This window comes from Reichenbachiella sp. (assembly GCF_039941815.1).
Taxonomy (GTDB): Bacteria; Bacteroidota; Bacteroidia; order Cytophagales; family Cyclobacteriaceae; genus Reichenbachiella.
In genome coordinates, this window is sequence record NZ_JBDVDW010000062.1 from 42035 (window position 1) to 61743 (window position 19709).

At 40.3% G+C, this 19709-nt stretch carries 13 protein-coding genes; 6 read left to right on the forward strand and 7 right to left on the reverse strand.

Features of this window, described 5'->3' with window-relative positions; genetic code table 11:
- Position 1 precedes the first annotated feature (1 nt).
- Both ABJF11_RS15960 and metX read right to left on the reverse strand, forming a co-directional pair.
- Positions 2-1411, reverse strand: coding sequence for an MBL fold metallo-hydrolase (locus ABJF11_RS15960; protein ID WP_348121025.1), 1410 nt, complete (start codon positions 1409-1411; stop codon positions 2-4).
- A gap of 106 nt (positions 1412-1517) precedes the next feature.
- The gene (gene metX, locus ABJF11_RS15965; protein ID WP_348121026.1) at positions 1518-2537 is read right to left on the reverse strand and encodes a homoserine O-acetyltransferase; all 1020 of its coding nucleotides are present in this window, start codon (positions 2535-2537) and stop codon (positions 1518-1520) included.
- A gap of 183 nt (positions 2538-2720) precedes the next feature.
- On the opposite strand from metX, the gene ABJF11_RS15970 reads away from it, so the two are divergent.
- Both ABJF11_RS15970 and ABJF11_RS15975 read left to right on the forward strand, forming a co-directional pair.
- Positions 2721-3899, forward strand: coding sequence for an O-succinylhomoserine sulfhydrylase (locus ABJF11_RS15970; RefSeq protein WP_348121027.1), 1179 nt, complete (start codon positions 2721-2723; stop codon positions 3897-3899).
- A 171-nt stretch (positions 3900-4070) separates the two neighbouring features.
- Complete coding sequence (locus ABJF11_RS15975; RefSeq protein WP_348121028.1) at positions 4071-5435, forward strand: hypothetical protein; 1365 nt, start codon at positions 4071-4073, stop codon at positions 5433-5435.
- Positions 5436-5440: 5 nt separating this feature from the next.
- Here the strand turns inward: ABJF11_RS15975 and ABJF11_RS15980 are convergent, their stop codons facing one another.
- Positions 5441-6556 (reverse strand): acyl-CoA desaturase, encoded by a 1116-nt coding sequence (locus ABJF11_RS15980; RefSeq protein WP_348121029.1) that lies wholly within the window; start codon positions 6554-6556, stop codon positions 5441-5443.
- Positions 6557-6704: 148 nt separating this feature from the next.
- Between ABJF11_RS15980 and ABJF11_RS15985 the strand changes: the two genes are divergently transcribed.
- Complete coding sequence (locus ABJF11_RS15985; RefSeq protein WP_348121031.1) at positions 6705-8138, forward strand: sodium:solute symporter; 1434 nt, start codon at positions 6705-6707, stop codon at positions 8136-8138.
- Here the strand turns inward: ABJF11_RS15985 and ABJF11_RS15990 are convergent.
- Together ABJF11_RS15990 and mltG are read right to left on the reverse strand one after the other, a co-directional pair.
- Positions 8133-8468, reverse strand: coding sequence for an MGMT family protein (locus tag ABJF11_RS15990; protein WP_348121032.1), 336 nt, complete (start codon positions 8466-8468; stop codon positions 8133-8135). The two genes, ABJF11_RS15985 and ABJF11_RS15990, sit on opposite strands and share 6 nt — an antisense overlap.
- On the reverse strand, positions 8468-9505 hold the full coding sequence (gene mltG / locus ABJF11_RS15995; protein ID WP_348121033.1) for an endolytic transglycosylase MltG: 1038 nt from the start codon (positions 9503-9505) through the stop codon (positions 8468-8470). Before mltG ends, ABJF11_RS15990 begins: the two co-directional genes overlap by 1 nt.
- Positions 9506-9569: 64 nt before the next feature.
- Here mltG and ABJF11_RS16000 point away from each other — a divergent pair, with 64 nt between their 5' ends.
- The 3 genes from ABJF11_RS16000 to ABJF11_RS16010 all read left to right on the forward strand — a co-directional run bounded on the left by ABJF11_RS16000 (position 9570) and on the right by ABJF11_RS16010 (position 13458).
- Positions 9570-10196: an L-threonylcarbamoyladenylate synthase gene (locus tag ABJF11_RS16000; protein ID WP_348121034.1), complete on the forward strand. Its 627-nt coding sequence runs from the start codon at positions 9570-9572 to the stop codon at positions 10194-10196.
- Complete coding sequence (locus tag ABJF11_RS16005; RefSeq protein WP_348121035.1) at positions 10193-10798, forward strand: WbqC family protein; 606 nt, start codon at positions 10193-10195, stop codon at positions 10796-10798. Before ABJF11_RS16000 ends, ABJF11_RS16005 begins: the two co-directional genes overlap by 4 nt.
- Before the next feature lie 101 nt (positions 10799-10899).
- Positions 10900-13458, forward strand: a complete 2559-nt coding sequence (locus tag ABJF11_RS16010) for an ATP-dependent Clp protease ATP-binding subunit (protein WP_348121036.1) — start codon at positions 10900-10902, stop codon at positions 13456-13458.
- Positions 13459-14814: 1356 nt separating this feature from the next.
- Here ABJF11_RS16010 and ABJF11_RS16015 read toward each other — a convergent pair.
- Entirely contained in the window at positions 14815-15885 is a 1071-nt protein-coding gene (locus tag ABJF11_RS16015) for a helix-turn-helix domain-containing protein (RefSeq protein WP_348121038.1), read from the reverse strand.
- Between the two features lie 101 nt (positions 15886-15986).
- Positions 15987-19373 carry a two-component regulator propeller domain-containing protein gene (locus tag ABJF11_RS16020; protein ID WP_348121039.1) on the reverse strand — a complete coding sequence of 1129 codons (3387 nt, stop codon included), beginning with the start codon at positions 19371-19373 and terminating at the stop codon, positions 15987-15989.
- Positions 19374-19709: the final 336 nt, after the last annotated feature.

Here is a 19709-nt window from a genome sequence, read left to right on the forward strand (position 1 = left end):
ATTATTTAATAGTTGTTGGGCATACATATTCGGTTCTACTAATTCCTGTCTCAATGATACCCTTGAATCCAAGTTCGACATTTACTAAATCATGAATTCCTCGTGATTTGAGAATGGACGAAGCGATAACTGATCTATATCCGCCGGCGCAATACAGATAGTATTGGTTGTCGGCATTGACTTCTCCCATGTGTGAGTTGATAAAGTCCAATGGGAAATTTATTGCCTGATCTACATGCTCAGAAGTATACTCACCTGGCTTTCTTACGTCTAGAATATTCGTGTGACTACTATTCAGATGAGTCTCAAATTCCTCTGGAGAAATTGAAGCCAGATTTGCTGTCTCTTTTCCTGCGGCTGTCCAGCTTGCAAAACTCCCGTTTAGATACCCCAAGGTATTGTCATAACCTACTCTGGACAGTCGAGTAACTACTTCTTCTTCTCTTCCTGGATCTGCGATAAAAACTATTGGCTGTTTTAGGTCTGTGATCAACGCACCTACCCATGGAGCAAAATTGCCGTCTATACCAATAAAGATAGAATTGGGAATATGACTTTTTACAAAGTCATTCTGATGTCTGGTATCCAGTACCAAAGCCCCTTCGTGATTGGCCATAGCCTCAAAGGTCTCCACGTCCAACGGCACTGTGCCTGTTTGCATTACTGTATCTATGCTTTCATAGCCTGACTTATTCATCATCGCATTTTTAGCAAAATACTGTGGCGGAGGCATGATTCCTTCGGTTACCTCTTTGATAAATTCGTCTTTGGTCATATCAGCACGCAAGGCATAATTGGTCTTCTTTTGATTGCCCAGAGTATCCCAGGTCTCCGAGGACATGTGCTTGCCGCACGCTGACCCCGCTCCATGTGCAGGATACACAACTACATCGTCGGGTAGGGTCATGATTTTAGTTCTCAAGCTTTCGTACAGAAATCCTGCAAGGTCTTTTTCCGTAAGGTCAGATTTGACGGCTAAATCTGGGCGCCCCACATCCCCAATAAATAAAGTGTCTCCTGAAAATATCGCTGTTTCTTTACCCTGTTCGTCTATCAGTAGAAAAGTGCTACTTTCCATTGTATGACCTGGCGTATGTAAGAGTTTGATTTTGATGTCTCCAACTTCAAAAACCTCCCCGTCCTGTCCTACGTGACAGTCGAATGCAGTCACAGCCGTTGGGCCAAATACAATCTTTCCACCTGTTTTCTTTGCCAGATCAAGATGCCCGGACACGAAGTCAGCATGAAAATGAGTTTCAAAAATATATTTGATGGTTGCTCCATTCTCTTTGGCCTTCTCGACATATGAATCCACCTCTCTCAATGGATCTATGATTACCGCCTCGTCGCCACTCTGTATGTAATACGCTCCTTGCGCCAGACATCCAGTATATATTTGCTCTATTTTCATTTTAATTTTATTTGTGCTTTCTGGTTACAAATGTAAGTCAGCCGTCTTTATCCGATCGTAACATTGGTCTCGCGAAGATAATGAGGCCTGCAAGAAAATGTAAGGTCTAGGCTATAAACTGGTCTATTAGTCCATTTATCTTTTCGGTCTCAGTAAGAAAACCGTCATGTCCGTAGAATGATTCTATTTCATGATAGGCCACCTGATAAAGGTGATCTGCGATTCTTCTCTGCTCTTCTACAGGGAATAAGAGATCTGAGGCGATAGCAATTTGAAGCACCGGGATTCTAATTCCTTCCAGAACTTCAAGCAGAGTTCCACGGCCTCTACTCACATCATGACTATCCAGGGCTTTGGTAAGATTCCAAAGCAAAAACCCATTGAACTTGCGGTTGGCCAACTTGGTTCCCTGATATCTAATGTAAGAGTCCGCTTTAAAATCGTCGACTTTGGATTCGTCGTCTTTTTGTGTCTTCTCAAAGATTTCATGATTTCTATAGGACAACATACCTATGGCCCTTGATGCAGCCACACCGGCAGTTCCGGCATCGACACCATCGTCCTTCCAGGTGGGATCGGCCTCTATGGCCAACCTCTGAGCGGCATGTATAGATATTCTCCAGGGAGATTCTTTCGGCGCTGTAGCTACCATTATCAGTTTCTCGAACAACTCTGGCTCTTGAACCGCCCATTCGAATGTCTGAAATCCACCCATAGAACCACCCAAGCCTATAGCAATTTTTTCGATTCCCAGATGAGTCTTTAGCAGGCGATGCGCATGTACCATGTCCTTTATTGTAATAAAAGGAAATCTGGAGTAGTAAGGCTGCTTGCTAGCAGGATCGATGGACAACGGACTTGTAGTACCATAGGGAGAGCCCAAAATGTTGGCACAGATAATAAAATACTTATCCGGGTTGATGGCGGAATTTTTTTCGAAAAGTCCCGACCACCAGTCCGTCGCTTCTGAGTTGGCAGTGAGTGCATGAAAAACCCATACCACGTTACTCTTCTCTGCATTGAGCGTACCAACAGTGTGATAAGCGATTTCCAGCTGCGGAAGTACTTCCCCCCTTTCTAGATTGAAAGGTTCATCGTGCTTATATAGAAGGGCCTTTTGATTCATGAAATTTTGAAGGCGCAAACCTAATAAATGTACCATAATTGTTTACCTCAGAGACTGATTTTCGACTCGAACTTTACATATTTGCAAAAATCATAGGCATTCCCTGTGATTATTTCATTAAACCTTCGATCATCTTCCCAAAAAGATACCAGACGATTGTTAAAATTTACAGAAGGCAACTCCATGAAAAAGCAATTACATTTCGAAACCAAAGCGATCCGAACACAAATTAAGACTACACACGAAAAGGAGCATTCTACACCGATGTATCTGACCTCCAGTTTCGTATTCGATGATGCGGAGGAGATGCGTGCGACTTTTGCCGAGGAGGTCGACCGAAACACCTACAGTCGCTTCACCAACCCGAATACCACCGAATTCATAGACAAAATGTGTGCTTTGGAGGGTGCAGAAGCCGGATACGCGACGGCTACGGGTATGGCTGCCGTTTTTTCCACCTTCGCCACCTTGCTCAGCGCAGGTGATCATATGCTATCCTGCAGGTCTATTTTCGGCTCTTCGCACTCTGTGATTACTAAATTTTTGCCTAAGTATAAGATCGAAAGCACTTACCTGGATCTTAACGACACGGATAGCTGGCAATCGAAAGTCCAACCCAACACCAAAATACTTTTTCTAGAAACACCGACAAACCCAGGCATAGAACTGATCGACCTCGAATTTGCCAACGCTTTCGCTAAAAAGAATGGACTGATCTTTATTGTGGACAATTGCTTTGCGACTCCATATTTGCAGCAGCCCATCTCTTACGGTGCTGATCTTGTGATTCACTCGGCGACCAAGTACCTCGACGGGCAAGGCCGTGTCATGGGTGGGATGATTGTCGGCAAAAGTGAGCTGATTAAAGAAATCTATACATTCAGCCGAAGCACAGGTCCGGCGCTGTCGCCTTTCAATGCCTGGGTACTATCAAAAAGTCTCGAGACGTTGGCGGTGCGCATGGATAAACATGGCGAGAACGCTCTGAAACTAGCAGAATGGCTTGAATCCAACGAAAATGTGGAATGGGTAAGGTATCCATTTTTACCTTCGCATCCTCAATATCAGATCGCCAAAAAGCAGATGCGAAGTGGCGGGGGTATGGTTTGTTTTGGGATCAAAGGTGGACTGAAGCGGGGAACAAAGTTTCTCAATGAAATTGGCATGTGTAGCCTGACGGCCAATCTAGGGGATACCAGAACAATCATTACTCATCCAGCCTCTACTACTCATGCTCGCCTAACGGATGAAGAAAGAGAAGCTACTGGCATTGCGCCTAATCTGATCCGAATATCAGCGGGACTTGAGCACATCGACGACATCATCGAGGATTTGAATGCTGCATTTGGCCAATCAAAATAAACCAGAATTATTGCCGTCTTGGCTTGATGCACGCTACCCAAGTTTACCTTAGTAGGAAGAAACTAAAAGGTAACATTCAGCAAACTATAATGCTTGAGGACTTAGGTTGCTAGTCAAGTTTTATAATTCATTAGAATGAATTAGATTAATAGCAGCAAACCTAAAAACCAAATGAGTAATATTCCTGAGGAGCAAATCAACGAGTGGCTCAAAAAACTTGAGCGAGAAAGCTGGCAATTGGAATTGCTGGTCTCGGCCTTCACCATATTTTTATTGATACAGGCGACCAATTCCTTTGATGGATTTATCACGGAGATCGAATATCAATACAACTTTCAATCAAGTAAATACAGTACTCTATACCTTTTCCTTGGACTGGTACACATCTCGCTTCAAGCACTGGTCTTCTGCCTGATTTCGCATCTGATGCTTCGTGGGTTCTGGATCGGTACTATAGGGCTACGATCAGTACAGTCGAGTATCGATTTTTCCCGACTTAATTACAGTGAATTTTTCACAGAAAAATTGAAAAAGAAAGTGATCAGCCTGGATCAGTTGGTTATCAAACTAGACGAAATTTGTAGTGTAATCTTCGCCTTCGCTTTTCTTGTGATCTCCATTCTGATGGCGTTTGGCATGTATCTGATTTTCATCGGGGTGATTGCCATCGTTTTCAATGCGCTGCTTGACCTGACTCCAGACTCTTTTGATTATATCATCACCAAGGCAGCTACGCTGATCATTCTAACGCTATTGATTACGGGCTTGCTGTATATGATAGACTATTTTACACTTGGTTTTTTCAAAAAGATCAAGTGGTTTTCAAGGATCTACTATCCGTTTTATAGGCTTTATAATTTTATTACTGTATCGATCCTCAGTAGAAGTATTTACTATTATATGATTAGTAAATTTTCGAAACGAAAGATTCGGATGGTTTATGCCATTGCCTCATTTGCGCTGGCATTTACATTTTTATTCAAATTTGATCAGCATCCCTATTACCCAGTGAGGGATAATGAATATACTTTGTCAGCAAACTATTATGACAATCTACGACCAGAGAGCGATTACATTGATGTGGCGAGCATAGAATCTGATTATGTGCAAAAGCCTTTCTTAAAGGTGTTTTTGAGGTACAATGCCAGGTATAACAATATAATCAAGTCGCACTGCGGAGATTTTACACCGCTCAAGGAAGATGGTCTCAACTGGAGGCTTAAAACTAAATTTGAAGGTGGCAATTTGCATATCGGACAGCAAAAATATGAAGACGAAGATTTCGAAAAAGCGCTTACCTGTCTGAGCTCCATTTATCAAATCGAGGTCAATGATTCTATTTATGAGTCTTTAACCTTCAGATTTTATACCCATCCTAGAAAAGGACAAAAAGGACTCCAGACAATCCTCTCTGCAGATGGATTTCTTGCTGGCGAAAACACACTTCAAATCAAGCGAGTCGAAATCGATTCGGCAGGCAATAAAACTCATGAGGAGTTTGCAACCATTCCATTTTGGTACCAGGAGGACAATTAGTTCCTCTAGGCCTTTACCAGCTGACTATCAGGAGTACCGAGCCACTTGAGCATTTTAGTATGTTCGGCCAATGTCTCAAAGAAGCCCTTTTTAGCATGGTAGGGTATATTAAACTCTTTTGCTGTTTCCTTTACGATAGGCGCGATAGCTGCATAGTGCACATGACAGACATGTGGAAAAAGGTGATGTTCTACTTGAAAATTTAGCCCACCACCATACCAGGTCACGAGTTTGCTACCGTTTGCAAAATTTACAGAGGTATATAGCTGATGAACAAATCTGGAATACTTCATTCTTCCATTTTCGTCTGGTTCCGGATACTCTACTTCTGGCAGTAAATGTGCCGGCTGAAAAATCACCCCTACTCCCAGTCCTGCTGCCAAATGCATAATAAAGAACGCAAGGAATATTTCGCCTCCGGTGTAAGCTGTAAAATAGACTGGAATCCCGATCACCCAGGAAAAATAAACGATCTTGGTTATGATCAAAATAGCGTATTCTTTAAAAACGCTACTCACATTTTTGTAGAGTATGCCTTCTTTTTTGTATCTGCTGATTTTGGCAAAATCTTTTATGGTCACCCAAAAAAACGTGCCCAAAGAATAGAAAAACCAAACATAGAGGTATTGGTACTTGTGAACCTTTTTTAAAGGCGTGGCCGGAGAAAACCTGAGGATCGCTTTTGGTTCAATATCTTCGTCGTGATCTTCGATGTTGGTATAGGTATGGTGCTTTACATTGTGCTGAATTTTCCAATTCATGGCATTGGCACCCACTAAATTGAGTGTATACCCCATCAGGTTATTAACCCATTTGTGTTTGGAATATGAGCCGTGATTGCCATCATGCATGATTCCCAAGCCAATGCCTGCCATTCCCAATCCCATCAAAATAGCCAATCCTAGTGCGATCCATCCGGCAGGCTCAAAGTAAATGATTGCTACAAAAGGAGCGAAGAACAAGGTCAACATGAATACAGTCTTAAAATACATCTCTGCATTGCCATATTTTGAAATTCCTTTCGATTTAAAATAATCGTTCACTCGACCATTCAATACTTTAGCAAACTCCTTGCAGTGCGCGTCTTCGTTGTTGAAATGTATGTTACCTACCTCACTCATAAATCTTATTTTTATTGACGGTCTAATATAACATCAAAACCGAGCCGCAATTTAATCCAATAAACTGGATATCACTTCAATTGGACTGATTACTTCCTATGAGAAGAATCACTATGTTTGCTCCTTTTAGAAAAAAAATGATTGTAATATGAGCCCTATATTGGTATTTTCTGTCATCGCAGGTTATTTCATGGTATTGATGACCATCGCTCATTTCACCTCCAAAAACAGCGATGCCGAGTCCTTCTTTACTGCCAACAGGCAATCGCCCTGGTATCTGGTGGCTTTTGGTATGATTGGCGCTTCTCTCTCTGGTGTCACTTTTATATCCGTACCTGGCGAGGTGGGCAATAGCCAATGGGCCTACTTCCAAATGGTGCTGGGTTATCTGCTGGGCTATTTTGTGATTGCTCAGGTACTGCTACCACTTTATTACAAAATGAACCTGATATCGATTTATCAGTATCTGGAATCGAGATTTGGCCGAAGTGCCTACAAAACTGGTGCTTTCTTCTTTCTGATTTCGCGGGTAATAGGCGCCGCGTTCAGACTGTTTCTGGTAGCTACGGTACTGCAAATTGCCTTTTTCGATTCATTCAATATTCCTTTTTCAGTTTCAGTTTTTGTTACTATCGCACTCATCTGGCTTTATACATTTAAAGGAGGTATAAAGACAATCGTTTGGACAGACACCTTACAAACACTGTTTATGCTGCTGGCAGTCGGAATCAGTATTTACATCATTTCCAGCCAACTCAACTTAACTTTCTCCGACTTGTCAGGAATCATTAGATCCAGTGAATTGTCGGACGTTTTTATTTGGGACTGGCAGGCCCCACGCAATTTCTTCAAGCAGTTTTTTGCCGGTGCTTTTATCGCCATAGTCATGACCGGACTTGATCAGGATATGATGCAAAAAAATCTAACTTGTCGCTCACTGAGCGATGCAAAAAAGAACGTATTCTGGTTTAGCATAGTACTGATTTTTGCCAATCTACTGTTTTTGTCTCTCGGTGTACTCTTGTATCATTTTGTGGATGTGCACCAAATTGACCTTACACAAACGACTGACGGGCTCTACCCCTATTTGGCCATGAATCATTTTGGTGTGCTTGGCGGCGTGGTTTTTTTACTTGGTGTGACTGCCGCGGCCTATTCGAGCGCGGACTCGGCACTTACCGCACTGACGACCTCTTTCTACATTGACTTTTTGGACGAAGATCCTGGTAAAAGCAATCAGCAAAAACGAACTTTGGTACATCTTGGCTTTTCGGTTCTCATCTTTCTGGTGATTATTATCTTCGAAGCGATCAATAACGACAGTGTCATCAACTCAGTATTTCGTGTCGCCGGATATACTTATGGTCCCTTGCTTGGATTGTATACTTTTGGGTTATTCTCGACTCGGAAAGTACATGATCGTTGGATTCCACTGATTTGTCTGACGGCACCATTTCTCACTTACGTAATCAATGAATACTCTGTAGAATGGTTAGGTGGCTACAAGTTTGGGTTTGAGCTTCTTCTGGTCAATGGACTTCTGACTTTTACAGGGCTTTTGTTTTTGACAAAAAAATCATAATTCCAGCTCCGTCGCTGGATCCCAAAAGTGCTCGCTGAAGTTTTTGATCTTATCCTTCACGATGGTCAAACCCTCGGCTTCTAACAGCTGTTGCATTGTATCGGGGGTAGCAAAGTGCATTTTTCCGGTAAGGAGCCCCTGACTATTGACCACTCGATGTGCTGGTACGTCTTCTTGCCCGTGGGCAGCATTCATGGCCCAACCGACCATCCGCGCACTCAGCCCAGAGCCGAGATACTTTCCGATTGCGCCATAGTTGGTCACACGACCAGCAGGGATCAGCTTGACCACTTCATACACATCGTTGAAAAATGAATGTTCCTTAGGCATTATCTATAGAGTCCGGCTTTGTTTAGCGCCCGCTGATATTTCTCCGCGTTACGATTGTGATCGATCAGATTTCTTGCAAAGTTGTGATACCCAGAAAAATCTTCTTTAGCACAGAAGTACAGGTATTTGTGCTCTGTATAGTTCAGTACTGCATCTATGGAAGTGATGCTTGGCATATTGATCGGGCCAGGTGGCAATCCCTGGTACTTATAGGTATTGTATGGTGAGTCTATTTGCTTATGCTTGTTGAGCACTCTCTTTATAGCAAAGTCTTGTGCGGCAAATACCAAAGTCGGATCTGCCTGTAGTGGGTATCCCCTTTTGAGTCTATTGAGATAGACGCCTGCGACTATAGGTCTTTCATCGGACTTGATGGTTTCGGCCTGTACTATTGACGCCAGGACACTCACCTCATTTGTAGTCAAGCCCAGCTGTTCTGCTTTCTGTAATCGTTCGTCTGTCCAAAATTTGTCATGTTCTTTTTTTAGCCTATTTAGCAAATCTTCAGGTTTGATATTCCAAAACATCTTGTAGGTGTTCGGGATAAACATGCCAATGAAGGAAAGGCTATCAAATCCATAGGCCGATTGGATAGAATCATTGAGGAGCCACTCTGCCAACTGCAATTCGGTCATTTCCAGATTTCGGGTTAGCTTTTCCGGAAGGTCAGATAGCAGTCTGGCATTGTTGAATGTGACATTGACTTCTGTCTGATCGCCAGCTCTAAGCATGCGGATGACCTGCATATTGGTCATGCCGGGCTCTATCAGATACAGTCCTGGTTTTACCAACTCGTCGTAGTCCATCATTTTGGATAGAAAACTAAATGATACCAGATCATTGACATAGCGTCTATCATAGAGCGTGTTTTGCACGTCTTTGAAAGTAGATCCAGTCTTGATCATGAGGGGCTTGGGATCTTGCTCGACCAAAAAATTAGGCGAATAGACCATTTGCCAAAAATAAAACCCAAAGGAGGAGAGCATCATAGAAAACGCTACGATGGCCGCTCCCATTACTATTTTCTTCTTATCCATTGGCGGCAAAAGTAATTATTTAGAATAATCTTAAGGCATTTGTTTTAATTTTAGCTTCTGAACCATGGACACACAATTCATAAAACTGTACGAGGAGAATCCGGATCCTCAAAAAATTGACGCTATCTGCAAGGTCTTGCACAATGGAGGCGTGATCATATATCCAACAGACACTGTCTATGGTATGGGATGCAGTATTTTTAATACAAAGGCTATTGATAATATTAGGAGGCTCAAGCAGATTAAAGGGAAGTCCAACTTTTCATTTATCTGCTATGACCTCAGTCATATCGCTGAATATGTAAGGTCAATTCCTAATCCCGTCTTTAAGTTGATGAAAAAAACACTGCCTGGTCCATTTACCTATATTCTAAATGCGAGTAGCAAAGTGCCCAAAATTTTGAACGCCTCGAAAAAAACTGTAGGGATCAGAGTACCCGACAATAATATTCCGAGAGAGATTGTCAGGGTATTGGGCAATCCGATCATCACCACTTCTATCCATGATGATGACGAAGTGCTGGAATACTCCACTGATCCTGAGTTGATTTATGAAAAGTATCAAGGACTGGTAGACATTGTAATCGATGGTGGCTATGGCGAAGTCACGGCCAGCACAGTAGTGGATTGCACAGATGACGAACCTTTGTTGGTCAGAGAAGGGCTTGGAGATTTATCTGCGTATTTATGAAAACGCTGATCGAAAGCCAGTATTTTCCATGCATTGAGTATTTCAGTTTGATTAAAAACCGATCTGAAGTATGGATAGAAACTAAGGAATACTTTGTAAAGCAGACTTACCGTAACCGCTGCTATATCCTGGGCTCGCAGGATATTCTCCCCTTGGCCATTCCAATGATCGGCGGCAACAAGAAAATTGCCATGGATGAGATTAAAATTGACTATGGTCAAAAATGGCTTAATAATCACTGGCGGGCCATCATATCTTGTTACAACAAATCTCCATTTTTCGAGTACTACGAACCATATTTCCACGACATCCTATTCAGGAAGCATGAGACTCTGCTCGCATTGAATCAAGAGCTGCTGACATTCTGTCTGAAAGTACTCAATATTGACACCCCTATAAAATATACATCCATCTATAAAAAAGGGCCATTCAACGAAACAGAGGACGTTCGTTCGGTAATCCACCCAAAATCAGATTATATTTGCAGAGAGTTTTATACTCCAATCTCATATCAACAATTGTTTGGTAACAAATTTGCAGCGAATCTGAGTATTCTTGATTTGCTCAGCTGTGTTGGACCAGAAGCGGACAAGTATTTATAAAATCCAGATTTGAGAAACGATTCAATAATTTATTTCGTTTTTACTGTAATCTTTAGATTTTAGAAGATTAAAATTTATTTTTACTACACACAAAGTAGCGTATGGAAGCAAAGTTTTCAAATAGAGTAAAAGAGGTCATTTCACTAAGCAGAGAAGAAGCGCTCAGACTGGGTCACGATTACATCGGTACAGAGCACCTGATCTTAGGAATGATTCGTGAAGGCGAAGGTGTAGCAGTAAGCTTATTGAAAAAGTTGGGCGTGTCTCTGGACGAGCTTAGAGCTTCTATCGAAAAAGCTACTAAAGGATCAGCTACTAACAATGTCAAAAATCTGGCAAACATTCCACTAACCCGTCAGTCTGAAAAAGTTTTAAAAATCACTTACCTGGAAGCGAAAATCTTCAAGAGCCATTTGATTGGCACGGAGCATTTATTGCTTTCGATATTGAGAGATGAGGATAATATTGGCACTCAGATTTTGGATAAATTTGATGTCGCCTATGACGTGGTGAAGGAGCTACTTGAGTACCAGACAGAACATCCGCTAGGATCATCAGATACGGATGAACCGGATGAGGACTCTTCCAGGCTTTTTGGATCTGGTAGTGGTGCCGGAGGCGGTGCCTCATCGAGTAAGGAATCATCCAAGGGTGGCGACAAGTCTAGGACTCCTGTACTGGACAATTTTGGTCGTGACCTGACTAAGATGGCCGAGGACGATGCCTTGGATCCTATCGTAGGTCGAGACAAAGAAATAGAGCGTGTAGCTCAAGTGCTAAGTAGAAGAAAGAAAAACAACCCCATTTTGATTGGTGAGCCCGGTGTAGGTAAAACTGCTATCGCAGAAGGCCTGGCCCTTAGGATCATTCAGAAAAAGGTATCCCGTGTGCTGTTTGGCAAACGTGTGGTTACCTTAGATCTGGCTTCACTCGTAGCTGGTACTAAGTATAGAGGCCAGTTTGAAGAGAGAATGAAGGCGGTCATGAATGAGATTGAGAAATCTCCCGAGGTGATCCTTTTTATCGATGAGTTGCACACAATCGTAGGTGCTGGTGGTGCTTCTGGTTCGCTTGATGCCTCCAATATGTTTAAGCCTGCTCTAGCCAGAGGAGAAATCCAATGCATAGGCGCAACCACTCTGGACGAATACAGACAGTATATAGAAAAAGACGGCGCACTCGCTCGTAGATTCCAGATCGTAATGGTGGACGCCACCACGACAGAGGAGACGGTGCAGATACTCAACAATATCAAAGATAAGTACGAGAGTCATCACAATGTAAACTATACTGAAGAGGCAATCGCGGCTTGCGTAAATCTCTCGGATCGTTATATAAGTGACAGATTTTTGCCTGACAAAGCTATAGACGTACTGGATGAAGCTGGCTCCAGAGTCCATATCAACAATATCTACGTGCCTGACGAAATAGTAAGCTTGGAGGAGTCTATAGAGGACATCAAGGTGCAAAAAAATCAGGTGGTGAAAAGCCAAAAATACGAAGAGGCGGCTCAGCTGAGAGATCGTGAGAAAAAACTCATCGAACAACTCGAAATGGCCAAAGCCAAATGGGAGGAAGAGACGAAGTCTCAAAGATTCACCGTGGATGAGGACAGCGTAGCTGAAGTTATCGCGATGATGACTGGCGTGCCTGCCAAGCGAGTAGCTCAAAAAGAGAGCAACAAATTACTCGGCATGAAAGATGACCTTAAGCATAAGATCATTGGACAGGACGAGGTGATTGAAAAGCTGACCAAGGCTATCCAAAGAACGCGTGTAGGTCTGAAAGACCCTAAGAAACCAATTGGAAGTTTTGTATTCCTCGGCCCTACAGGCGTAGGAAAGACAGAGCTAGCCAAAGTACTTTCTCACTACCTGTTTGACAAAGACGATGCGCTGATTAGAATCGATATGAGTGAGTACATGGAGAAATTCTCTGTGTCAAGATTAGTCGGAGCGCCTCCTGGATATGTGGGCTACGAGGAAGGTGGTCAGCTGACAGAAAAGGTCAGAAGAAAGCCTTATAGCGTGGTACTGCTAGATGAAATAGAAAAGGCGCATCCGGATGTATTCAATATACTCCTGCAGGTACTGGATGATGGAATATTGACAGATGGACTGGGACGAAAAGTAGACTTTCGAAATACGATTATCATCATGACTTCCAACATTGGGGTACGTGATCTTAAAGATTTTGGTGCCGGAATAGGTTTTATGAACAAGTCCAAAAAAGACAATCTGGACGAGGTAATGAAATCAACTATTCAAAGTGCGTTGAAGAAGACGTTTAGTCCTGAATTTCTGAATCGTTTGGATGATGTAATCACTTTCAACTCATTGGAAAGAGAGCACATCCATAAGATCATAGATATTTCTCTAGACAAGCTGCTAGAAAGAATCATCGATCTAGGGTACAACATCGAATTGACAGACAAGGCCAAAGACTTCCTATCTGACAAAGGATATGATGCTCAGTATGGTGCGAGACCACTAAATAGAGCGATCCAGAAGTACCTGGAGGATCCTATTGCAGAAGAAATCCTAAAAGGGGATGTATCTCAGGGTGAGACGCTAATAGCAGATCACAAGTCAAAAGATGACGTACTCACAATCACGGCAAAGAAGAATAAGTCCTCGAAAAAGGAGAAAAAAGAAGAATAAGCAAATAGCTTTAATCATATTGAAATAGCATCGAGCGTAAATCTCGATGCTATTTTTTTGTCTATACATTCCATTCTCTAAGGAATGTTTCGTGTGTTACGCTTGGGACCAACAAATATTAATACTAGAAATATTGCAATTCAATCCTATTGCTTTTGTCATAGAATGCGCTATTGAGTCAAGAAGGTTTACTTCACGCTACTAAATGCAAACAATTGAAAATTGATCCCATCGTTCAATTTCTTCAACAAATTCTTTCGTTACCACAGAGATGAGCTTATTTATTCGATTATCTATAAACTCGGCTCTATCCTAGGTCATCTTATATTTCATGTTTCACATTCAGCAATGAGTCGTCCTGGAATATTATAGTTAATCAGAATAAAGCGTCCGTTTACTTGACTAAAATGACCAATTGTGAGATGTCATGTGTATTATAATTGTGTTGATATTAATAAATGGTTACAAGATAAGTTAGTTGGGCAGGTACACTTCAGACGGAAGTGTACCTGTACTTTTTTAGACTAAAACTATTCTTCTTTGTTAAGTAGTACAGTCGATATTTCAGAATTATTTTAAGTAACGCAATTCCGAATAAAAGCTAATAATTCGATTTATTCCAAATTGAAAAGTTTCATTCAACCCTTCATTCTCTTTCAAATAACATACATACGATATTGATTTTCTAACTCATTCTATCAAGTTGGTAATTGACCGTATGCTTGCTAAAATTGGCCAAATTGTTACTGCATTTTATATTTTATTTGAATACCGAAAAATAGATAGACTAGACAGTCTTTTGCGGGACCCAATCTGCTCGAGTGCAGGGAGATTGTAATTATTTAAATATTAAATAAATGAATATTTTAAGCTTATTCATGCGTAACAAACCTAAGATGGGAATTAAGTATAGTAAGGATTTGAAGCAATTTATTGTGCTAGACGAAAAGGGAAGCATTAGGTTTATTGGGACAAAGGAATTATGCTCCATTTATCTTGAGGACGTTAATGAGATGAAAAGTAAATTATGAGTTTAGTCTTTCAAGTAAATCAGATAAGCCTGAGGATTCCCAATCTTCAACTATCGATGTCTTTTGAATGGATGAGAGTATCCTTCTTCCAGATGAAGTAACTCGTTCATTTTTAATTATTTCTTCGACCATTTTGTTTCTTGATTTAGACTACAAAATCAGTCCAAATATTAAAGCGGTTATGAACAGAAAGAAGAATGTGATGATTAGCAATCCGATTTGTTTATCATCTTTTTTGATTCCCCTAATTAATGGGATTTTTCTCTATTTTATATCTGATCTAAGAATTTGAGGAGTCGACTGAGTTCATTTAAGATGATGGTGATCAGCAAAAACTATGAAGAGTTGAAAACGGCTTGATTCCGAATCTATCAAAATATAGTTTTGAAAAATAGCTAGGATTTTCCAGACCGACAGACGAACAGGCATCAATAAGGGAAGTGCTCTTCTTAGTAAGGATATTTTTGCGAGCCTGTTGCAATCTAAATTCCTTAATATATTGATTCAGGTTCATGCCTGTTGCTCGCATAATTCCTAATAGTAGGTTGGTCTTACCAATTGCCAATTCCCGTGCCAATGCAGTCATATTGTACTTCGAATTAGCAAGTCTCCTTGCTAAAATGCATCTGACTTTTGTCATTAATTTGTCATCATCAATTGAATTATTGGGATCACTTTGATTCACTTTCGAGCTCCAATGTTTAGATTTTCTTCTAGCCTCAGATGCCTTAAGCAGTCCCTTGGTTCGCACAAGTAGCTCCGTGTTGTAGAAGGGTTTTACAAGATAATCTTCAACTCTAAATTCTAGATATTTGGCTCTTGATTCTAAATCCAACCCGGATGAGAACAAGAGTAATAGAACTGGTATTTCGCAAAGTTGATTTGTTCCTCTTATTTTATTGAGCAAGTCTTCTGTATTAGAATCTAACCTGGTTGCATCTAACACAATCAAATCTACCGATTTTTCTGATTCGACCCATTGCAGCGCCTGCAATGTATTTTTTTTCCTTACCACGCGACTCAATTTAGCTAGCTCCTGACAAAGATATTGACCCATTGTTGGCTCATCTTCAAGGATAAGTGTTGTCCATTTCTGGCTGCATTCAATACTTTTGCTGGGACTATAGCATAGAGTCCTTTCATAATCAGATTTCATCACTGCTGCAGGCAAAATTGAGTGCGACGATTGAGCTCTTTCAATTGGTCGTTTGACTGGCACCCGGGAAGGTTGATTTCTACTTGAGTGATTAGCATGCAACAACTTGAAAGAATTTGTTTCAGTTTTTTGCATCCAACGTAAATCCATTTTTTTAAGTGGAAAACATTTATATGCAATCTCATTTGAGTCTTGTTGCTTCAATTTCTCTCCTCTTGATTTAAATATTTCATTTTCCATAATTATACTTTTATCAGACATCTAATAATAATAGGTAGGTTGTAATATCTAATCTGAGTCGAATTGGGATAAAGCCAGCTACAGATTGATCTATAAGTGATTCAAGACTTATAACTCAATTTATAATTCTCAGAATATTCATTGGCGTATTGTGATGGTGTTGCACTGGGCAGTGATATTTTAAAAACACTCCCTATGTTCAACTCACTTTTCAAACCTATTTCTCCTCTGAGGCGATTCACCGCTGTCTTCACTATATGCATCCCTAAACCGCTGCTTTGTCTTGGATTGTCACCTCTAAAAAACATATCATAAACCCTGTCGAGAAATTCTCTTCTAAAACCTATTCCATTATCTATCAACTCTATAGAAATCAAGTTCTGAACCCTGCTTACCTCTATGAAAATATAGTGCCTACCCATATCACGTCTACCGTTAATGCTGCTCTTGATTAAATTGACCAGAAGCCCCAAGAGTATTTTTTCATCTGTCCTGATCAATTGATTTGATGCTATATTGATATGCAGGTCAATTTTTGCAGAACTAATTTCTTCTTCCAATATTTGAACACTTTGATCCAAGATCTTTCCAAGATCCAATGATCGGTTTTCCAGATCTTTATGGCGAATATGAGATAGTGTTAAAATGTCTATTATCAAATTGTCGATCTTTTGAGTCTGCTGATTGATTATTTCAAAATAATATAGTGCCGCCTTATCCTTCACCTCATTGACAATCACCTCTTGAATTCCCAGTATTGCAGAAACTGGGCCTCTTAAATCATGCGTTGTTTTATCAATATACCCGTCCAACTCATTGATAGCTTCTTCTAATTCAGCCGTTCTAAGAGAAACATCTAGTTCAAGGTCCGAATTGAGCTTGTTTAGTTTTTCGTTCTGTTGCTGCACAACTTTTTGCACCCACTCTAAGTTTTCTGTACTCTCGGACAATTCGAGTGTGCGCTGCTTCACCATAGCCTCGAATTTCCGGTTTTGTTTACGTATAGTGCTTGTCCTCCATCTAAAACTAAATGCCATCAGAATAATCAACGAAGTCATCCCAATCGATTTAAACCAATTTGTCATATAAATAGGAGGAATAATGGTCAGTTTTAAAGCGTTTTCAACGCTCCAAATGCCATCAATACCGGCTTTAAATCTTAAATCATAATCACCTGGCGACAAATTGGTGTATGAGATATTACGAGAGCCTGTTCCTTCAATTAAATTTGGCTTTTCATCAAACCCGATAAGCTGATACTCATATTTCACTTTCTGCGGTGCAGTGAAATTCAGAGCAGAAAACTCAAACGATAATACACTTTTGTCCCATGGTATGGTAAGCGAATTGGTGTAGCTTATCGTTTTAACCAAAGGTGATTCGTCTCCATTTTTGTCTCCAACCTTGACTTCTCGATCAAACAATTTGAACGAGGTCAGAATAATACTGGGTAGATTAGATTCCAATTTTATATCCCCAGGATAGAAACCATTGAAGCCATTTAGCCCCCCGAACAATACTTGCCCGTCATTAGATAAATGATGAGCATCATTATTAAATTGTTTACCCTGAAGCCCATCAGAATTATCAAAATTTATGAACTTCTCTTTTTCTAGATCAAAATGCGAGAGCCCATTATTGGTGCTAAGCCATACATTACTCTCATCTATCTGAATTGCTGCATTTATTAAATTGCTTGGCAACCCATCAGCAATATTGTATTGTTTGAATTCTTTAGATAATTTGTTGAATTTCCAGAGTCCGTTATTAGTGCCAATCCAGAGATACATCGAATCTTTGCTTCCATAAATTGACCTTATTAAAGAATCGGAATTACCAGAATCGTGTATCGTATGAAGGCTAACTTCATTAACCACTTGGTTTTTTATCAGATCGTAATAAACAAGATTTGTTTTAGTGCCAATCCATACATGATTATTATCGTCCAGATAAGTGGCCGAAATATCAACTTCATCATTTGTAGGTTTCAGCTGAATATGCTTTTCAAAACCATTTGTATCACCCAGATATTTGCTAAGTAGTCCGCTCCGATGAGTTACCCATATTTCACCAAGGTTATCTTCAAATACTTCTAGTATTTCATCATTAGAAAGGCTTCGATCGTTTTCTTTATCGTGAGAATAGTAGTGGTACTTTGGTGTACCCAGTGGTGAGGAAATCCTAATAAGACCCTGATTTCTCGTAACTACCCAGATACTGCCTTTAGAATCTTCAATTACTGATTTCAATTCAATTGCATTAAGTTTATTTATACCGCTACCGATTTGCCTAATTCTTGATGACTTATTTTCAAAGTAATGAAGACCACTGTTGACTGTTGTGACCCAAATTCCATCCTTACCCTTATATAGGCTCTGAACATTGTTTTTCATAAAGAATTCTGGGTATTCTGTATTCCCAAAATAGTGCTGAAAACGGTCTGGTTTATAGTAATTAACACCTCCATGATTAGTCCCAATCCACACTACCCCAGTATTATCTTCATATATACCCTTTCGGACATTATTATCACTCAAACTTCGTTGATCGTGATAATTGCTTTTAATATTGTGAAAGTTATTAGTATCAAAATCAAAACGGGCAACACCGTTGGTGCGAGTTCCAATCCACAACCCACTTTTCTCACTGTAGAAGACATCTGAAATGGAATTGGCTGCTATTGAAAGTCGATCATCACTATTGTGATTATAAATGCATTGAACACTTTGTGACTTATTGAGTCTCACAAGGCCATTGTCAGTTGCTATCCAAAGGAGACCTTGATGGTCTGTAGTAATACTGTTAATTGCGTTACTATGGATTTTATAAGGTGCAGCAGCATTTTGGTAGAATTGTTTGGAATATAGATTGTCGGAGATTGAAGTCATACAAATTAACCCATCGTTTGCAGTCCCAAACCAAATTTGACCCTGATGGTCTTGATGAATAGCTTTTACATTTTTACCGGAAAGAGTTTTCAATTCTACGAAGGTCTCCCCAATTCTCTCTGATTCCATTGAATCGACTGTTGAAAGCATGATTATGGAGACTCCTTTTGTATGGCCGATAAGAACATTGCCTTTAGTAGTTTTATATAGGGCATTAATTTTTATTGAAGCTGTATCTATATCATTCCTAATTGATGTTATCTCGTCCAATTGAGGGTTGAGTTTCATCAATCCATCATATGTTCCTATCAGGATATTGCCATTTCGATCTTCTTCTATTGACGTGATAAAGCTTTCGATCTCATAAGCCTTAAAATCGTAGCCGTCATAGCGATTCAGTGCATATGGTGTGGCAATCCAAAGAAAACATTTAGAGTCTTGTAGAATGGCGGTGACAGAGTTTTGAGAAAGTCCGTTATCGATTGTTAATCGTCCAAACTTCGTATTTTCATTTCTTTTGCCAAATGAATTGTGCATCGACAGCAATAAAACTAAGGTCGCTAGAATTACAATTATCTTTTGATTTGAATTCTGCATCATATGTTGAGTATTTAGTGTGAACCTGAACTCTCTATAGCTGGCATATAAAATATCACTGGTCAAATCAATTATTTCAGAAATTTGTCTCAATCCAATTTCTTGTGTTGATGACGTTGTTCATCCTGAGCATTCCATTCAATATGGGGCCTGTTTAGCATTGCACACCCCTCATTCTTCTAAAAACTAGCACAACCCTAACCTTGCGCGAAACGACAAATGAATTATTCAACCCAACAATTTGGACTACCATTCATTTGATTAGAAAATGTCATACGGCTCTTAGATCTTGGTCATATAATGACCTATTAACTGGATTAAACTCAATGAATGAATACC